The following is an 18,472-nucleotide window of genomic DNA, read 5'->3' as shown; positions in this document are numbered from 1 at the left end:
GCTCTCATGACCACGAGTGTCATCGCCGTGACCGTGCTCGCCGGTTGTGGCAGCAGCGGCGGCGGCTCATCGGCGCCGACCAGCACGACGGACGGCCCGCGGGCGCACGAGCCCTACAAGAAGGGGAAACCCGGGCAGTGGGACTCACCTGGCGTCGTCGTCGCGAACAGTGCCGGGCGCAAGGTCGTGCTCGACAAGAAGCTGCCGGTCTTCGACCCGCCGATCACCGACGGCGGGGTGGCACAGTCCGACTGGCCCGCTGCCGGGCGGCTGCTGTCCATCAAGGAGTTGATCGGCGTCTTCCCCGATGCCACCAAGATCGGCTTCACCCCACAAGGCCCGACCAAGCTGGTCATCACACCGTCCCTGAAGGGCGACTCCAACTCCAAGAACGTCGACCCGAACAAGATCAGCCTCACCGTTGACTCGGTCGGCACGGAGGACTCGATCCTGGCGACATACGACGGCAAGCGCGCCAGTGACCGCACCGTTTACACCGGTGCCGGCGGACAGCCGAACAGCGGGCACGTCTACTACAAGGACGGATCCTTCAACACCCACCGCCTCAGCATCGAGCCCGACGATGGTGACAAATACCTGGTGGTCATCGGCAACGGCCGCACGGCCATGCAACTGAGCATCAAGTGCGATGGTTTCTACTCACTGGACGGGGACGGCTTCGACTCCGACAAGGTGCTGCAACAGCAGGTCATGCCGCTGATCTTCCAGCTGCTCGCCGCGCGCATGTGACCTACTCGTCGTCGTCCAGCTCGTAGCTCGGCACCCGCAAGGACGCCACGAACGTCACCACCCCGAGCACGATCACCAGCGCACCGACGAGCGGGGCGCCAGACGTCGCGACGGTGAAGCCGACGATCACGCCGAGCACGTTCCACAACAGCGACGGCGTGCGCGCCAGGCTGCGCTCCCGCCAGAAGCCCCAGGCCAGGAGACCGCTGCACGCACCCAGCGCCAGCACGGTCCCCGCCTCGGTCGTGGCGCGGCCGGCATCGTCGCTGCTGCCGGTGATCGCCACGACGACCAGCGCCACCGCGAAGATGACCAGCACGAGGGTCTGCAGCGCCAGCAACAACGCGGGCAGTCGCCAGGTCGAAAGGGGCCGCGAAGGGGGCCCTGGATGAGGCTTCGTCACGGCATGCACCGTATGCCGTGACCCCCGCTGCAGTGTGTTCACCCCCTGTCAACCCAATCGTGGTGTGACTGACAACTCACCCTTCGAAAGGAAAATCTTCGTCAAACCGCTTGTGGATTGTTGTTGGTATCTGTGAAAGTTGGGAACAACGTATGGCGCACAGGCGTTGCCGAAGACAAGTACCGGCGAAGTCAGTACCCGCCATCTGAGCGTTCGGATGCGGGTGAACCCCGCCACGGACAATCAACCCCACCGATCGATTCATTGATGCATGCGCCTTCGGCACGTGTGTCTGGAGCAAGGAGCGGAACCACATGGATTGGCGCGATCGCGCTGCATGCCTGGACGAGGACCCGGAGCTGTTCTTCCCCATCGGCAACACGGGACCCGCCTTGCAGCAGATCGAGGACGCCAAACAGGTGTGTCGTCGCTGCGAGGTCATCGACACCTGCCTGAAGTGGGCGCTGGAGTCCGGCCAGGACGCCGGTGTCTGGGGCGGCTTGTCCGAGGACGAGCGCCGTGCTCTCAAGCGTCGCAACGCCCGCGCCCGCCGCGCCGGCTGAGTTCAACCCTCCTCCCGCAGCCGTGCCACGAAGCGCACTTGCGTGCCGTGCGGCTCCACCCGTGACCAACTGATCTCCCCGCGCAGGTCCTGCACGAAGGACCGCACGATCTGGATGCCCAGTCCCGAACGCGCCGGGTCGAAGCCCTCGGGCAGACCCGCGCCGTCGTCGGTGACTGTCACCCGCAGCAGTTCCTCGCCGTCCTCGCTGGTGCTGCGCTCGGCGTCGAGGGTCACATGTCCGCCGTACCGGGCGAAGCCGTGCTCGATGGCGTTCTGCACCAGCTCGGCGATGATCATCGCGACCGCCGTGGCGTCCTCGGCGTGCAGTGACCCGAAGGTGCCGGTGAGAGCCGCGCTGACCCGCTCCTGCGACCGGTTGCTGATCTCCACCGCGGAGCGCAGCGAGCTCTCGGCGATCTCGTCGAAGGGCGTCGTGTCGTCCCAGTCACCACTGAGCGTCTCGTGCACCGCCGCGATCGTGCCCACCCGGCGCACTGCGCCGGCGAGCGCTGCCCGCGCCTGCGGGTCGTCCAGCCGGCGGGCCTGCAACCGCAGCACCGCCGCGACCGTCTGCAGGTTGTTCTTGACCCGGTGATGGATCTCGCGGATGGTCGCGTCCTTGCTCAGCAGCTCGCGCTCGCGCCGTCGGACCTCGCTGACGTCGCGCACCAGCAACACCGCACCGGTCCGGCGCCCGCCCTCGGACAACGGAATGGACCGGGCACTGACATACGCGCTGCGCGACTCGATCTCGGTGCTCCACGGCACCCGACCGGTGAGCACCATCATCAGCTCCTCGTCGACCGGCCCGCGTTCGGGCAGCACCTGGCCCAGCGCCGAAGCGAGTCGGGCGCCGACCAATTGCTCGTCATGGCCCAGACGATGCAGGGCGGACACGGCGTTGGGGCTGGCGTAGGTGACGTTGCCCTCGGCGTCGAGCCGGAGCACGCCGTCGCCCACCCGCGGCGCACCGCGCCGACTGGCCGGTGCCGCCGCCGCGTTGGGGAAGTCACCGGACGCGATCATCCGGGACAGCGCATCGGCAGTCGCCAGGTAGGTGACCTCGAGCCGGCTGGGCGTGCGCATCGACGCGAGGTTGGTATGGCGGGTCAGCACCGCCACCGGACTGCGGCGCTGCACCACCGGGATCGCCTCCTCGCGCACCGGGAGATCGTCCCGCCACATGGTGGAGTGCGACCGGACGATCTCCGGCCCGGCATACGCCTGGGCGACCGTGCGCTGGCGGGTGTGGTCGATCCGGCTGCCGACGACGTCGTTGACGAAGACGCCGACACCGGTGGTCGGCCGCACGTGCGCCGCCGCGACCCAACTGCGGTCGCGCGTCGGCACCCACAGGACCAGGTCCGCGAAGGACAGGTCCGCCAGCAGCTGCCAGTCAGAGACCAGCAGGTGCAGCCATTCCCACGCGGACTGGTCCAGGTCGGTGTGCTCGCTCAGCACGTCGTTCATCGAGGGCACGTGCCGAGCCTAGTCAGCACCTCGGTATGGCGAAGGAGGCGCCCGGCCGGTGCCGGGCGCCTCCTTCGGTCGTCATTACCGCGCCGAACCCGACCGCACCACCGAACGCAGCGTGCGCAGTGCCACCGACAGCGGCGCCAGGCCGGCCTCGTCGAGCTCCGCGACACCGACCAGCGCTTGCTGAGCGCGATTGATCGAGTCGGAGTTCTCGGTGACCCAGCGGTCCAGTCGCTGCTCCGCGGACTCCCCCGACGGTGTGTCGGCGATGACCGCCGCCGTGAACGAGTCGAGCACGGCATACAGGTCGTCACGCACCGCACCACGGGCCAGCGCGTCCCACCGGTCGTCCCGCGGCAACCGCGAGACAGCCTGCAGGATGCGGTCGATGCCGAGGCGCTCGGACAGCATGAAGTAGACCGCCGCGACGTCCGCGACGGGCGTCTTGGTGCTGATGGCCTGCTCGGTGATGTCCAACAGCGAGTAGGAGTCCAGCAGTGCCGCCGCCCAGCCGGTCAGCTGCGGCGGCACGCCGCCCTCGCTCATCTCCTCGCATCGGGTCCGCCAGCGCTCGCGCTCCGAACCCTGCAGCATCTCGGGCAGCTTCGAGGTCAGCTCGCGCACGACCGGCTCGAACCGCTCGATCTCGGCGGCGATGTCGAGGCGCGCCGGCCGGCTGTGCACCAGCCAGCGGGTCGCCCGGTCCAGCAACCGCCGGAACTCCAGGTAGAGCGTCGTCTGCGAGTCGGTCGGCACCTTGTTGTCCAACGCCTCAACCTGCGTGACGAACTCGGTCAGCCCGAAGACCTCCCGCGCGACCACGAAGGCACGCGCGATCTGCTCCGGTCCGGCGCCGGTCTCCTCGGCGACCCGGTAGGCGAAGGTGATGCCACCGCGGTTGATCATCGAGTTGACGACCTGGTTGATGACGATCTCCCGGCGCAACGGATGCTCTGCCAGCTCCGCGGTGTAGTGCTCGCGGATCTGCTTCGGGAAGTATGCCGCCAGGCGCTCCTGGAACCACGGGTCGTCGGTGAGCTCCGACTTGCTCAGGTCGGCCTTCAGCGCCAGTTTCGAATAGGCGACCAAGACCGAGAACTCCGGTGAGGTCAGTCCGTCGTCATTGCTCGCCCGCTGGTCGATCTGTGCGTCGTCCGGCAGGAACTCCAACTCGCGGTCGAGCTCTCCGCGCTGCTCCAACCAGTGGATGAGCCGCTGGTGCACCGGCAACATCGCGTGCTTCTGCGCGCGGGCGTTGCCGAGCAGGACGTTCTGCTCGTAGTTGTCCCGCAGCACCTGCACGGCGATCTCGTCGGTCATCGAGTGCAGCAGCGTGTTGCGCTGCTCGAGATCGAAGCGCCCCTTGCGCATCAGGTCGGTGACCAGGATCTTGATGTTGACCTCGTGGTCGGAGGTGTCGACACCGGCGGAGTTGTCGATCGCGTCGGTGTTGACCCGGATGCCATGATGCGCCGCCTCGATGCGGCCCATCTGACTGGCACCGAGGTTGCCGCCCTCGCCGATCACCTTCACCTGCATCTCCGCGCCGTTGACCCGGATCTGGTCGTTTGCCCGGTCGCCGATGTCAGCCGAAGTCTCGGTGGACGCCTTGATGTAGGTGCCGATACCGCCGTTCCAGAACAGGTCGACCGGGGCCAGCAGAACGGCCCGCATGAGCTCGTTCGGCGTCAGCTTGGTGACGTCGTCGGTCAGGCCGAGAGCGGCGCGGACCTGCGATGTGATGGGGATGGACTTGGCGGTCCGAGGGTGGACGCCACCACCCTCGGAGATCAGCGACGTGTCGTAGTCGGCCCAGGATGACCGCGGCAGGTCGAACAGGCGGCGGCGCTCGGCATACGACGTCGCAGCGACCGGGTCGGGGTCCAGGAAGATGTGCCGGTGGTCGAACGCGGCGACCAGCCGGATGTGCTCCGACAACAGCATGCCGTTGCCGAAGACGTCCCCGCTCATGTCGCCGACGCCGACGACGGTGAACTCCTGCGTCTGGGTGTCGGTGCCCATCTCGCGGAAGTGTCGCTTGACCGACTCCCACGCGCCGCGGGCGGTGATGCCCATCGCCTTGTGGTCGTAGCCGGCAGAGCCGCCGGAAGCGAACGCATCGTCCAGCCAGTAGCCGTAGTCCTGCGCGACACCGTTGGCGATGTCGCTGAAGCTCGCTGTGCCCTTGTCGGCAGCCACGACCAGGTAGGTGTCGTCCGCGTCGTGGCGCACGACGTCCTGCGGCGGGACGACATCGCCGGAGACGAGGTTGTCGGTCACGTCGAGCAGGCCGGAGATGAACAACTTGTATGACGCGATGCCCTCGGCCAGCCACGCCTCTCGATCGCTGGGGTCCGGCAGCCGCTTGGCGACGAAGCCGCCCTTGGACCCGGTGGGCACGATGACGGCGTTCTTGACCATCTGCGCCTTGACCAGACCCAGGATCTCGGTCCGGAAGTCCTCCGGACGGTCGCTCCAGCGCAAGCCGCCGCGAGCCACCATGCCGAACCGCAGGTGCACACCCTCGACCCGTGCGCCGTAGACCCAGATCTCGAACTTCGGCTTCGGGCTGGGCAGTCCGGGCACCGACGCACAGTCGATCTTGAAGCTCAGCACCGGGCTCGGAGCGCCGTGCTCGTCCCGCTGATAGGCGTTGGTGCGCAGCGTTGCGCGGATGACGCCCATCATGGTGCGCACGATGCGGTCGTGGTCGAGGCTGCTGACCTCCTCGAGCGCGGCCTCGATGCGCTGCACGACCTTCTCCTCGGCGGCATCGCGCCCCTCGGCCGGCTGCGCCGGGTCGAACCGCGCCTCGAAGAGCTGGATGAGGTCACGGGCGAGGTCGGCGTTGGCCCGCAACGCCTGCTCGATGTAGGCCTGGCTGAAGGTGAAGCCGATCTGGCGGAGGTACTTGCTGATCGCGCGCAGCACCGTGACCTGGCGCGAGGTGAGCCCGGCATGCAGCACCAGTGCGCCCAGCCCGTCGCTCTCGGCGTCGCCCTCCCACGCATCGCTGAACGCCGTCTGGAACCGGTCGCGGACCTCGGCGGTCGACGCGTCGTCGGTGCCCCAGTCGGACGCGCCTTCCGCGCGCAGGCCGAAGTCGTAGACGTGTACGACGACGCCGTCGGCGCGCTTCATCGAGTAGGGACGCTCGTCGGTGACCTTCACCCCGAGGTTGGTGAAGACCGGCAGCACATCGGTCAGCACCACCGGGTCACGACGGAAGAGCTTGAACCGACGGTCTCGCGCGTCCGCGTTGGGGTCGCGGTAGAGCGTCAGCAGCGTGTCGTCGTCGGACTTCAGTGCCTCGATGCGGCGCAGGTCGGCGACGCCCTGGCGCGGAGTGAAGTCCTCCTTGTATGCCTCCGGGAAGGCGCGGGAGTAGAGGCTCATCACGCGGGCGGCGGCATCCTCGCCGTCCTCCTGGTGGGCGACCGCGCCGAGGCGCTCGCCCCAGGTCCGGCTGCTCTCCAGCAGCTGCTCCTGCAACTCGTTCTCGTCGACGTCGGGGACCTCTGCCCCCTGGCGCAGGCGCACGACGAAGTGGATCCGCGCGAGCGGCGAGTCGGCGATGCGCGTGGTGTAGTCGACGGCCTCGGCGTCATACGCCTCACGCAGGATCCGCTCGATGCGCAGCCGGACGCCGGTGTTGTAGCGATCGCGCGGGAGGTAGACCAGCACGGACACGAACCGGCCGAATTCGTCGACCCGCCGGAACATCTGCGACTGGCGTCGCTCCTGCAGGCGCAGCACCGTCGTGGAGATCTCGTAGAGATCCTTGCTGGAGGTCTGGAAGAGCTCGTCGCGCGGGTAGGTCTCCAGGACCTCCAACAGGTCCTTGCCGGAGTGACTGTCCGGTGAGAAGCCAGTGCGCGCAAGGACTTTCGCGACGCGCTCGCGGACGACGGGGACGCGGCGCACCGACTCGGTGTAGGCGCTGGAGGTGAACAGGCCGAGGAAGCGCTTCTCCCCCACCACGTTGCCCTGCTCGTCGAACGTGCGGATGCCGATGTAGTCCAGGAACGAGGGCCGGTGCACGGTGGCGCGCGAGTTGGCCTTGGTGATCGTCAGCAGCTGGGGTGCGCGTGCGATCGCGCGGCCGCGCGGGCTGAGCCGGCCGAACGACTGCGAGGACGGCTTGTCGTAGCGCAGGATGCCGAGGCCCGAGCCCGGCTCGGTGCGCAGGACGTCCTCGCCGTCGACGGTGTCGAGGGTGTATTCGCGATATCCGAGGAACGTGAAGTGGTTGTCGGCCAGCCAGCGCAGGAAGCCCTGCGCCTGCTCGACCGCCTTGGCGGGCACCGGCTCCGGGCGGCGGCCGTCGAGGTCGGCGATGACCTTCTCGCACTCGCTGTGCATCTTGGACCAGTCGTCGACGGCGACCCGCACGTCGCCGAGCACGCGCTCGACGTCGGCCACGAGTGCCTGGTCGGCGGCCTCGTCGAGCCCGAGGTCGATCTCGAAGTGCATCCACGACTCGCTGGTCGGGGCGAGTTCGTCGACGCCCGTCTCCGGCAGCGTGTCGGCGTCATGGACCTTCTGCAACCGGCCGGCGGCGTCCCGCTGAACGAACAGCTGCGGGTGGATCAGCGCGTGCACGCTGCGGTCGTGCCGGGAGAGTTCGGCGATCACCGAGTCGACCAGGAACGGCACGTCATCGGTGACGATCTGCAGTATGGCGAAGGGGCACGACCATCCGTCCGACTCGACCGTCGGGTGGGAGATGCGCAGCTTCGTGGTGCCCGGGGCGCGGTCGGCGGCGAGCCGCTTGTGGGACTCCAATGTCCCGACCAGCCGGTCCGGGCCGTAGCCGACGATGTCCTCGTCGGCCACGTGGCGGTAGTAGCGCTCGAGCAGCCACGGCGGGGTTTCCGCCTTGTGCTCCGAAGCGCATTCACGCAAGATTTCTGAACGGGAATTACTGTCCACGGACATAGATGTTCTTCGGCCCTCGTCGTCACTGTCGGAGCGACGTCGTTGTCGCCCCACGGCTCACAGTAGACCCGGACGTGGCGAAGAACACACCCGGGAGTGAGGGCCCCGAGCCGACCTGTAGGCAGTCTTTCGCAGATCGGCCCGTACGGCGTTACTCTGCCGAGGATGCAGACCAGCGACCGGACCCGAGGAGTCGCGTTGCTGGTGCCCCGTCTGCTCAGCATCCAGACCGATCCGGCCGAGTTCGAGACCGCCGACGCGGTGGCCGAGGCGATCGAGCGGTCCGCCGAGGCACTGCTGCGTTGGCATGACGAGCTGGCCGAGATCCAGCAGAAGCGCCCGCCGTCCCCGGGGCTGCCCGACCCGGTGCTCGTCGAGCCTCCCGCCGACGGACCGGCGCACGCCAGCCCACGACTCGCTCAGCAGGTGTATGCCGGCAACATCCCCGCCGATCCTGCGGGTCTGGAGTATGCCGCGGGCGAGTTGCACGTCATCGCGCACACCGTCACCCGGGTCGCCAGGTCCTGCACTTACGAGTCGACCGCCGCCCAGGGTCACGAGATCGCGCAGGCCCTCACCGGCCTGTCGGAGGCGCTGCGCGAACTTGCCGACACGCTGCGCACCGAGGCGGCGCGGCTCGGCGACGGCAGCGGTGGCGGCACCGATCAGGTGCTGGGCCGCGTCGTCCGCGCCGAACATGCCGCACGGCTCGCTGCGGCTACGACGCTGCGCGGGTAGCTCCTCCACCCACGGACGCGCCGCTGACCGACCAGGTCCCATTACGCTGCGCGATATGAAGTACGGCCGTCACATCGCCACACACCCACGGACGCGCCGCTGACCGACCAGGTCCTATTACGCTGCGCGATATGAAGTACGGCCGTCACATCACCACACACCCACGGACGCGCCGCTGACCGACCAGGTCCTATTACGCTGCGCGATATGAAGTACGGCCGTCACATCGCCACACACCCACGGACGCGCCGCTGACCGACCAGGTCCTATTACGCTGCGCGATATGAAAATCGAGGAGACCTGGAGCTACGACGCTCCTGCCGACCGCGTGTTCGAGATGCTGCTGGATCCGGCGTTCCAGGAAGCCAAGTGCGCCGCGACCGGCGCACTGAGCCACTCGGTGTCGATCAAGGAGCAGCCGCCGCGGCAGGTCATCGAGACGCACCGAGAGATGGCCACGGAGGGTCTGCCCGAGAACGTCGCCCGGCTCGTCGGCAAGACGCTGAAGGTCATCGAGGTCCAGTCCTGGGGGGAGCAGGGCGAGGACGGCTCCCGCGTCGCAGACATCGACGTCTCGATCGGCGGCCTGCCGATCAACTACGTCGGCACGATCCGGATGACCTCCGACGGCGACTCGACCGACATGCGTGTCAGCGGCGACCTGCGCGCGAAGATCCCGCTCGTCGGCGGCAAGGTCGAAAGCGCCTCTGCACCGGCCATTTCGAGCGGCGTGCAGATCGAGGCGCAGACCGGCAAGGAGTACCTCGCCGGCTGACCGAGTTGTCGACCCTCGGAGGGCGAGGCGGTCCCACGACAAGACCGCTACTGTCGTCACTTCCTCGCCGCTCCGCCCGGCTCCACACAAAGACCTCGCCACTGTCGTCACTTCCTCGCCACGTCGGTCTCGCAATGTGCATCAAGCGGCGAAATGACGTTGCCAACCAAGATCCGGATCAGGGACTCGGCAGCCAGCAGCGCGCAAGGCCATGACGATGCGGTGTATGACCCTCGCCGGATCCCTGAAGAGGTCTACGGCCGTGACGACAACGAAGTGCCACCCCTGGCGCTCGAGTTCCTCTCGCCGCACCAGATCGGCACGCCACTGACCCTCGCGATCGATGTGATGTCTCCCCGTCATACTCGATCGCCACCTTGACATCCGGATACGCGAGATCCACCCGACGGACCACGAAACCGCGCTCGTTGCTGACCTCGAAGTTCACGACCGGCTCGGGCAGCGATGCTGACACCAGGAGCAGCCTCAGTCGACTCTCGTTTGGCGACTCGACTCCTTGCCTGACAAGCCCCGCGGCCTCACGTGCGCGACCTACTCCGTCGGCTGATCGCTCGGCGCAGAACTGACGCAGTGCCCCGGGTGTGACACGTCCCTTGTTCACCAGCGAGTCTCCCAACACCAGAAGGTCGATGAGTTCAAGCGGTCGCGCGAGATTGAGGAACGTCTGGGCTGCACTGGTCATCGGCACACCGCCGAACTGGACAAGTTCGACACGCTGCGCGAAGAAATGGAGCCGCAGACCCGGGGCGCTGGTCTTCCGCCGCTGGTGCGTGCCGAGGTGCACGTCCGAACTCTCTGGCACCGTCACACCCAGCACCTTCGCCGCTGACTGGTGAGAGCCGAATCGGGAGGCCGGGACTACCCGTAGCGCCAGAGCGAGCCGATCGCGTTCGGTGACCACTGCATCTGCGCGCGCATACCCGCCGCGGAACAATCGCTGGAACCTCGGTCCGCTGAGCTCATACGGCTGAATCCCGGCGGCTCTCGCCTCGGCGGCGGTGAAGGTGTGGCCCAAATTCGTCATACCCGAAGCGTCGGTGCGGACGACCCGCCGCCGCACCGGTCATGCGATCGCCTGTGGATACCGCGAGGAACTGACGACAGTTGTGGATCCGTCGCCCTCATGCGGAGGTGGGGCGACAAGGTGACGACAGTAGCGATCTCCTCACCGGACCTAGGTCGGTATGACGAACAAACGGCGACGGTCGCGATCTCCTCGGCGCACTCACGCGAGTCCTGGAAGCCGGTAACCGTCGAAAAGCTCTCTCGAACAATGCGTTCGGCGGCATCGGTGTCGTTCCACGCTGAAGCGGGAACAGCGCCGAGGTCAGCCCGCCAATCCGCGCCGGAGCGACTCGATGATCTTCGGACGCAGCTCACCAGCAGCGATGACCTCATCGACCGAGCCGACTTCCACGGCCCGGCGTATGTCGTGGACGCTGTCGAACTCCGCGGCGACCTCGGCGATCTTGGCCGCCCGCAGGTTGGCCTGCAACTCGTCGAGTTCGACTCGTAGCGCTGCGCGTTCGGTCACGTCAGCACTGTCGATGCGCTGCTGCAACTCGGCGAGCGCCGGGTCGGCGGCGGCACGCTTGGCCACCTCGGACGCGAACACCACGGCAGCAGCCGGAGCGCCGCCGAGCACCGACGCGAACGATCCGTCGACCGCCAGCACCGTCATCCGCGGGTTGAGCCGCTTGGAGAACACCACGAAGGCGCCACCGTGGTAGCGGGAGATCACGCAGAAGACGATCGGACCCTCGAAATTGACGATCGCACGACCGATCTCGGCGCCGTACTCCAGCTGCAGGTTACGCATCGACTCCGGTGAACCGTCGAAGCCGGACAGGTTGGCCAACACGACGACCGGCCGGTTGCCGGACGCCGCGTTGATCGCCCGTGCGACCTTCTTCGACGAGCGCGGGAAGAGCGTGCCCGCCGTGTAGGTGTCCGGACCATCCGTGGGCGGAAACCCTTGCCGCGCAACGGGTTTGGACTCGATACCGATCAGCGAGACAGGGAATCCACCGATGCGGGTGTCGACCGTGACGGCGGTCTCGGCGTCCGCCATACTTCCCCAGCGCTCCAGCATGTAGTGGTCCTGGTCGGTCACCGCTCGCATCACGCTGCGGATGTCGAACGCACGCTTGCGGTCCGGGTTGAACTCGCGCGAGAAGATGTCGCCGACGCACGCGAAGTCGCCGTCGTGCGGGCTGTCGGAGATGTCCCGATCGACCGGGTCCGTGGACGGCGCCCGCCGCGGACCGGGCTCGCCCGGCACGACATACGTGTGGTCGTAGTGCTGCATCAGCACCATCAGCGCACGTGCCAGGTCGGGCACCCAGTACTGGGCCTGGCCGTTGGGGCCCATCACCCGGTCGTAACCGCCGATGCCGTAGTTGTCCTCGGCGGAGACACTGCCGGCGAAGTCGAGCGTCTGCTTGCCGGTGAGCACCATCGCGCTGTCCGGCGTCATGATCAGGATGCCTTTGGTGTGCATCAGCATCGTGGCTTCGGCGTTCCAGTAGGGCTGGCCGCCGACGTTGATGCCCGCGACGACGATGTTGATCTCGCCACCGGCCTGGGTGAACTCCACGATCCGCTTGAGCCCGACCGCCACCCAGTCGAGGTTCTCGCTGCCGCTGGTCATCGACACGCGAGCGCCCGCGGACACGGCGAACCACTCGACCGGCACCTGCATCCGCTCGGCCAGGTCGATGGCGGCCACGACGCGGCTGCACTCCGGCTCGGCCAGTGCGCCGAGCGACTTCAGCGGATCACCGGCCAGCACCACGCGAGTGACACCCTCCGGGTAGAGCTCGGTCGGGGTGCTGACGACACCGACGATGATGCCCGCGGTGTTCTGGCCGCGCGGCCGGTCGACGGGCGCCAGCGTGCCGCCGTCGTCGAAGTCGTATTCGACGAACGACCCGGAGCCGGCGAGCGTCGGCTCGAGCTCGTAGGGGTAGACCAGCCCACGACGGCGTGCTCGCAGCACCTTCGCGGCGTAGTCGTCCAACGGAGCCAGCGGTTCCCGCGGCGGCTCGATGACGTCAGCGGCAACACCGGCGCCCGGCGTCGCGTGGAAACGTATGGCGATCTGGTTAAGTGTGCCGTCCGGTCCTTCGACCCGGCCCTGGGCGAGCACCTCCTCGATGCCGGCGCCCTCGGTCAGCGGCGTGATCTTCCCCTGCAGGGCGGCCAGGTGCGCGATGTCGGCCTCGACCGGCGGCCAGACCGTGACCCAGACGTGGTTGACGTCCAGCGGGGTTCGGCCGCCACCGTGCGAGGCACGCACCCGGCGGATCGCCTCCAGGCAGTTCTCGACCGCGCGCTCAGCGTGCGGCAGTGCCACCACGTCACCCGACTCGTCACGGACGACCGCCAGCTGGCGCACCTGGGCGAGTGCGACCAGGCGCCGGTCGGCGGGGTTGCTGCGCGCGACGCAGTCCAGCAGCAGGACGTCCTCGGGCGCCTCCAGCCGGGTGACGTCGAACTCGCGCAACCGCCAGAGGTTGAGGCGGCGCCCGACCATCGGGTGCATGCCGCGGACCAGATCGTCCTCGACCCAGCCGTGCTCGGAGGGCCGGAAGGTGAAGTAGTCGACCGCCCATGCGGCGCGCGGGCACACCGCGAACGACACCCGACGCACGGTCCGGGTGAAGGATCGCTGTGCCAGCAGATCGAGCAACTGGTCCCGTGCCGCGTCAGGGTGCTCGGGCAGCGCCTCCCACCGCAGGTAGACCTCGACCACGTTGTCGTGGTCGGCGGCCAGCTGATCCTCGACCGCGTCCCAGAGCGACCCGTCGCGGACCTGGTCGAAATCCCCGACCGTCGTGACGACGCGGGTCTGCCCGTGTGTCTCGGAGAGGTATTCGGCCCGGGCCGTGGGACGCCCGTGCACCTGGGCGGCCTGCAGGTCGTGCAGCGCGTATTCGAGGTAGTGACGGCGGATCAGCACTTCCAGCAGCGGCTCGTAGTCGCTGACGATCGTGCTGGGCTCGGCATACAGCCGATCGCGCAGGAACCCGACGAGCTGCTCCGGTATGGCGGTCAGCGCCGCGATGCGGGCGTCGCGGTCGGCGGCGTCGGGGTCGGTCAGCGCGGCCACCTCGTCGGCGACGCCGCCCAGCACGCTGGACCGCTCATCGTCGACGATCGGCTGGTCGAACCAACGGAACCGCACCGAGCGGGCCAGATCGCCGACCACGGAGAACCGCCGTTGCGTGGCGCGCACCACGCCCTCGAGCAGAGCGCGGGCGCCGGGCGCGTCACTCGGCGCGGGCACGGACAGCCAGCTGCGCAGCAGTTGTACGGCGATGTCGACGTCGCCGACCTCCTGCTGGGCCAGGAAGATCCGGAAGAGCGCCTCCTCCAGCTCCGGGGTGCGGTCCAGCTCGGTGATGCCGTAGTGCCGCAGCACCCGCAGCAGCTTGTCCCGGAACGACTGCGGCAGGTCGCCGCGCTCCAGATCCAGCGACCGCAGGTAGGTCTGGAAGTGCTCGCGGGAGCTGTGCACCCGCAACTCCGAGTGGGCCTCCTCTCTTGCGGGGCGGTTGCGGCTCAGTTCGGCGAAGTCGGCGAACATCTCCAGCAGCGCGAGCTCGTCGGCGCTCGGCGCGGCATTGGTGCCCCGCTCGTCGAGGTAGGCGTGCAAGGTCTCGAGGCGGTCGTGCGAGCTGACGTCATACCCCATGAGCGCGGAGCGCAGCGTGCTCATCGCAGCGGCGTCGCGCTGCTCGCGGGAGCGCACCCGCTCGTCGGTCGGCAGGCCCAGGTCGGTGCCGGAGACCTGCTCCTCCACCTCGGCCTCGTCCCCGGTCGGCTCCAACCGGACCAGGGGGGCCCCGGTCTCGACCTGGGTGCCCGAACGCACCAGCAGCTCCTTGACCCGCCCGCTGAACGGAGCCGGGACGATCGTCTCCATCTTCATCGACTCCAACACCAGGACCGGCTCCCCGGCGGCAACCTCGTCGCCGACCGCGACCGGAGTCGCGACCACGAGCGCCGGAGCCGGGGCACGCATCACGCCACCCTCGTCGCGGCTGACCCGGTGGGTGACGCCGTTGATCTCGATCAGCTGGGTCGGACCGTGTGAGGCGCTGACGACCCGGAAGGACTCACCGTCGACCACCAGCCGGCTGTGCACCTCATCGAGGCGGTCCAACGCCGCCGACACGGTCTGTGTGATGCCCGCCCCGGTGACGCTGACGGCATAGTCGGTCGGGCTGACCCGCCGCACCGCCACCGCGAAGGTCTCGCCGCGCAGCTTCAGCTCGGTCGTGCCATCGGGGTCGTGGTGCAGCTGCGGTCGGCCGCCGTATGCCGTGTCCAGGAAGCCCGCGATCTCGGCACGTTCCTGCTCGACATACCCCTCGATGGCGGCGGCGACCAGGGCGACACCGGCGTGGGGGTGATCGGCGAGCTGCCCGGCGGCGCGCATCCGGTCGATCCAGCCCGTGTCTGCCCATTCGGGCTCACCGCGGGTGACCTGCGGTTGCCCGAGCAACTCGAGCACGAAGCTCTTGTTGGTGACGCCCCCCTCGATGATGACGGTCGTCTCCTCCATCGCGCGCCGCAGCCGCGCGAGCGCCTCGCCGCGACTGGAGCCGTGGGCGATGATCTTGGCGATCATCGAGTCGAAGTCCGCGGGGATCGTGTCGCCCTCGTTGACGCCGGTGTCGACGCGGATGCCCGGACCGGCCGGCAGCTCGAGCCGCGAGATGCGTCCCGGCGCCGGTGCGAAATCACGGTCGGGGTCCTCGGCGTTGAGACGGGCCTCCACGGCGTGCCCCCGCTCCAGCGGACGTTCGCCGGTGAGCGGCTCTCCCGCGGCAACCTGCAACTGCAGTGCGACCAGGTCCAGCCCGGTCACCGTCTCGGTGATCGGGTGCTCCACCTGCAGGCGAGTGTTGACCTCCAGGAACGCGAAGGTGCGGTCCTGCGGGTGGTAGAGGAACTCCACCGTCCCGGCGCCGCGGTAGTCGACCGCGAGCGCCAAACGCTCTGCGGCTGCTTTGAGTTCGTCGGTCTGCTGCTCGTCCAGCAGCGGTGACGCGGACTCCTCGATGATCTTCTGGTTGCGGCGCTGCACCGAGCAGTCACGCACTCCGACCGCCCAGGCGGTGCCCTGGCCGTCGGCGATGACCTGCACCTCGACGTGACGGGCTCCGGTGACCAGCTTCTCGAGGAAGACGACGCCGCTGCCGAAGGCACGCTCGGCCTCGTCACGAGTGCGTTGGTAGGCGTCCTCCAGCTCGGCCGCGCCGGTGACCTTGCGGATGCCGCGCCCACCGCCACCGGCGGTGGCCTTGAGCATCAACGGGTAGCCGATGCGGTCCGCGGCCTCGAGCGCGTCCTGCAGCGTGTCGACGCCGCCACGGCTCCACGGCGCCACCGGCACCCCGACCTCTTCGGCGATCAGCTTGGAGCCGATCTTGTCGCCGAGTCGGCGCATCGCCTCGGCGGAGGGGCCGATGAAGGTGATGCCGAGTCGGTCGCACAGCTCGGCGAAGGCGGGGTCCTCGGCGACGAAACCCCAGCCGACCCAGCAGGCGTCCGCGTGGGTCCGGGTGAGCGCATCTTCCAACGCCGCGAGATCGAGGTAGGGCCGGTCGGCAGCTGCGCCGATCAGGTGCGCTTCGTCTGCCTCACGAACGAACGCCGCGGCGGCGTCGACGTCGGTGTGCAGCGCGATCGTGCGCAGCGGCGCGGCGGCACCGTCCAGTGCCCGTCGGGCGTTGACGTCGCGAACAGCGTGGATCAAGCGCATCGCGGCCTCGCCGCGGTTGACGATGGCGATGCGGGTCAGGTTTCGAGCGACGGATTGCACAGGGTGACTCTGCCACTTCGAAGGGGTTACTCCACAGTCTCCACACCGACGACCTTTGTTCGACGGGCGTTTTCTCGGTCAGCCGAGTGCTTGACGCACCAGCGCGAGCTCGGTGGCGTCATACCAGGACAGCTCGAGGTCGACGTCGACATCGCGCTCGCCGGCCGGGTCGAGCACGTGGAAGCTGGCGATGTGCCGCTTCGGCGGTGCGCCGGTGATCTGCACCGCCGAGGCCGCGTGGGCATCGGGCAGGTCCGCATCCGGCAGGTCGGTGAGCCTGTCGGCGTCGACGTCGACCGAGGCGACCACCCGCAGCCCGCGGGTCGCCGCGTCAGTGGCGGCGTCCTGCGTTGCCAGATATTCCAGACCCTCGTCGTCCTCGGTCGGTGCCACGGTCCGCAACCGGTCCGTCACCGCGAACGCCTGCCGGATCCGCTCCGGCAGCGACCCGGTCTCGTCGAGCGTGCGCAACTCGTCGTCATCCAGCGGCAGGTAGGTCCTGATCAGATGGCTCATACCCGGGTCTCCGTCTCCTCCAGTAGTTCGGCGAGCGCGTCGACTAGGCACTGGCCGAACAGGTCGAGGTCGGACATCGCGTCCCGGTCCGCGTTGAGCCCGAAGTCGACGCGGCCGTTGTATGACGTGAGCCCGATCGACAGCGTCTGGCCCTTCGGCAGCGGGATCACGGGGTAGGTCTCCACCATGGGCGCGTCTCCGGCATACAGCTCCCGCTGTGGCCCCGGCACGTTGGTGACCACCAGGTTGAACATCCGACGCGACATGGCGCTGCCGAGCCGGGCACCCAGCGAGTGCAGGGTCGGCGGCGCGAAGCCGGCGAGCCCGGTGAGCGACGCCGCGTCGATGGCCGAGCCACCGCCGTCGAGTTGTTGGCTGGTCGCGTAGGCGATCTGGTGCAGCCGCATCATCGGTCGCGCCTCACCGACCGGCAGGTCGACGAACATCGGCGAAACCTCTTCTCCCAGTTGGGCGTCGGTGTCGTCGCCCAGCACGCTGAGTGGCACCAGGGCACGGACGTTCTCGGTGCCGGCGACGGCCTCCCCTCGGGCGAGCAGCCAACCACGCAGTGCGCCGGTGATGGTGGCGAGCACCACGTCGTGCACTGTCACACTCTGCGCGCTCTGGGCACGGATACGGCGATAGTCGTCGAGCTCGGTGGAGACCATCACGAACCGGCGGTGCACGCTCGCCGAGCGGTTCAACGGACTTGCCGGGGCGGGCCGGGTGGCGACCCGGGCCAGGACCCCGGCCGCCGACACGGCACCGACGGTGCCGAATCGGGCGAACCGTTGGGCTCCGGCCGCGGCGCCGCGCACGCTGTTGGCCGCCAGCTGCGCGACACTCAGCGGGTTGCGTACGACGTCACCGATCGCACCGACCAGCAGGTCGAGGCCGCTGGGGGTCCGGGACGCTCGCCAGGTGTGCGGGATCGGCTGCTCACGGGCCGCTTCGGGGTCCACGATGATCTGGCCGATGTCGATGGCGTGGATGCCGTCGACCAGGGCTATGTGGGTCTTGGTCACGATCGCGAACCGGCCGCCCTCCAGACCTTCGACGAGGTAGAGCTCCCACAACGGTCGGTGCGGGTCCAGAGCGCGTGCCTGGATCCGGCCGACGAATTCCTCCAGCTGTGCTGCCGTGCCCGGCTTGGGCAACGCCGACCGACGCACGTGGTAGCTGACGTCGAAGTGCTCGTCGTCGGTCCAGACGGGCGGCATCACTCGCCCGGGCACCTGACGGACCTTCTGCCGGTAGCGCGGCACGAATGCGATGCGGTTGCTCACCAGGCTGACCAACTGCTCGTATTCGGACTCGCCGTCGACCGGCCCACGTTTGCTGCCGCGGCCCGGTCGACGCTCGAAGATCATCACCGAACCCACGTGCATGGGCGTCGAGCGGTCCTGCAGATAGAGGAAGGACGCGTCGAGAGCACTCAGTCGATCAGCCACGGCCTCA

The 18,472-nt window shown here is 68.5% G+C and carries 11 protein-coding genes; 5 read left to right on the top strand and 6 right to left on the bottom strand.

Going from position 1 to position 18,472, the window contains the following annotated elements:
* The first annotated feature begins 6 nt into the window (after window positions 1-6).
* Window positions 7-750 (top strand): hypothetical protein, encoded by a 744-nt coding sequence (locus tag IEX71_RS16320; RefSeq protein ID WP_188838108.1) that lies wholly within the window; start codon window positions 7-9, stop codon window positions 748-750.
* Between the two features lies 1 nt (window position 751).
* On the opposite strand, the gene IEX71_RS16315 is transcribed toward IEX71_RS16320, so the two are convergent.
* Window positions 752-1,153: a hypothetical protein gene (locus tag IEX71_RS16315; protein ID WP_188838107.1), complete on the bottom strand. Its 402-nt coding sequence runs from the start codon at window positions 1,151-1,153 to the stop codon at window positions 752-754.
* Between the two features lie 314 nt (window positions 1,154-1,467).
* Between IEX71_RS16315 and IEX71_RS16310 the strand changes: the two genes are divergently transcribed.
* Window positions 1,468-1,716, top strand: a complete 249-nt coding sequence (locus IEX71_RS16310) for a WhiB family transcriptional regulator (RefSeq protein ID WP_123270792.1) — start codon at window positions 1,468-1,470, stop codon at window positions 1,714-1,716.
* Window positions 1,717-1,718: 2 nt separating this feature from the next.
* Here IEX71_RS16310 and IEX71_RS16305 read toward each other — a convergent pair whose 3' ends face one another.
* Together IEX71_RS16305 and IEX71_RS16300 are read right to left on the bottom strand one after the other, a co-directional pair.
* Complete coding sequence (locus IEX71_RS16305) at window positions 1,719-3,188, bottom strand: sensor histidine kinase (RefSeq protein WP_229749852.1); 1,470 nt, start codon at window positions 3,186-3,188, stop codon at window positions 1,719-1,721.
* Between the two features lie 84 nt (window positions 3,189-3,272).
* Entirely contained in the window at window positions 3,273-8,099 is a 4,827-nt protein-coding gene (locus IEX71_RS16300) for an NAD-glutamate dehydrogenase (RefSeq protein WP_229749802.1), read from the bottom strand.
* A 198-nt stretch (window positions 8,100-8,297) separates the two neighbouring features.
* Here IEX71_RS16300 and IEX71_RS16295 point away from each other — a divergent pair, with 198 nt between their 5' ends.
* From IEX71_RS16295 to IEX71_RS16285, 3 genes are all read left to right on the top strand, one after another.
* The gene (locus IEX71_RS16295) at window positions 8,298-8,870 is read left to right on the top strand and encodes a hypothetical protein (RefSeq protein ID WP_188838104.1); all 573 of its coding nucleotides are present in this window, start codon (window positions 8,298-8,300) and stop codon (window positions 8,868-8,870) included.
* A gap of 283 nt (window positions 8,871-9,153) precedes the next feature.
* Window positions 9,154-9,645: a DUF2505 domain-containing protein gene (locus IEX71_RS16290; RefSeq protein WP_188838103.1), complete on the top strand. Its 492-nt coding sequence runs from the start codon at window positions 9,154-9,156 to the stop codon at window positions 9,643-9,645.
* Window positions 9,646-9,798: 153 nt separating this feature from the next.
* Window positions 9,799-10,026 (top strand): hypothetical protein, encoded by a 228-nt coding sequence (locus IEX71_RS16285; RefSeq protein WP_188838102.1) that lies wholly within the window; start codon window positions 9,799-9,801, stop codon window positions 10,024-10,026.
* A gap of 967 nt (window positions 10,027-10,993) precedes the next feature.
* On the opposite strand, the gene IEX71_RS16280 is transcribed toward IEX71_RS16285, so the two are convergent.
* The 3 genes from IEX71_RS16280 to IEX71_RS16270 form a co-directional block, all read right to left on the bottom strand.
* Window positions 10,994-16,498, bottom strand: a complete 5,505-nt coding sequence (locus IEX71_RS16280; RefSeq protein ID WP_268235969.1) for an ATP-binding protein — start codon at window positions 16,496-16,498, stop codon at window positions 10,994-10,996.
* 78 nt (window positions 16,499-16,576) lie between these two features.
* Window positions 16,577-17,014 (bottom strand): DUF6912 family protein, encoded by a 438-nt coding sequence (locus IEX71_RS16275; RefSeq protein WP_188838101.1) that lies wholly within the window; start codon window positions 17,012-17,014, stop codon window positions 16,577-16,579.
* Window positions 17,011-18,465: a WS/DGAT/MGAT family O-acyltransferase gene (locus IEX71_RS16270; protein ID WP_188838100.1), complete on the bottom strand. Its 1,455-nt coding sequence runs from the start codon at window positions 18,463-18,465 to the stop codon at window positions 17,011-17,013. The genes IEX71_RS16275 and IEX71_RS16270 overlap by 4 nt, the downstream gene beginning before the upstream one ends.
* Window positions 18,466-18,472 lie beyond the last annotated feature (7 nt).

The sequence above is a fragment of the Flexivirga endophytica genome, assembly GCF_014640635.1.
Taxonomy (GTDB): Bacteria; Actinomycetota; Actinomycetes; order Actinomycetales; family Dermatophilaceae; genus Flexivirga; species Flexivirga endophytica.
Note: the sequence above shows the minus strand (reverse complement) of the source record. Positions and strands in the feature narration are given on the sequence as shown.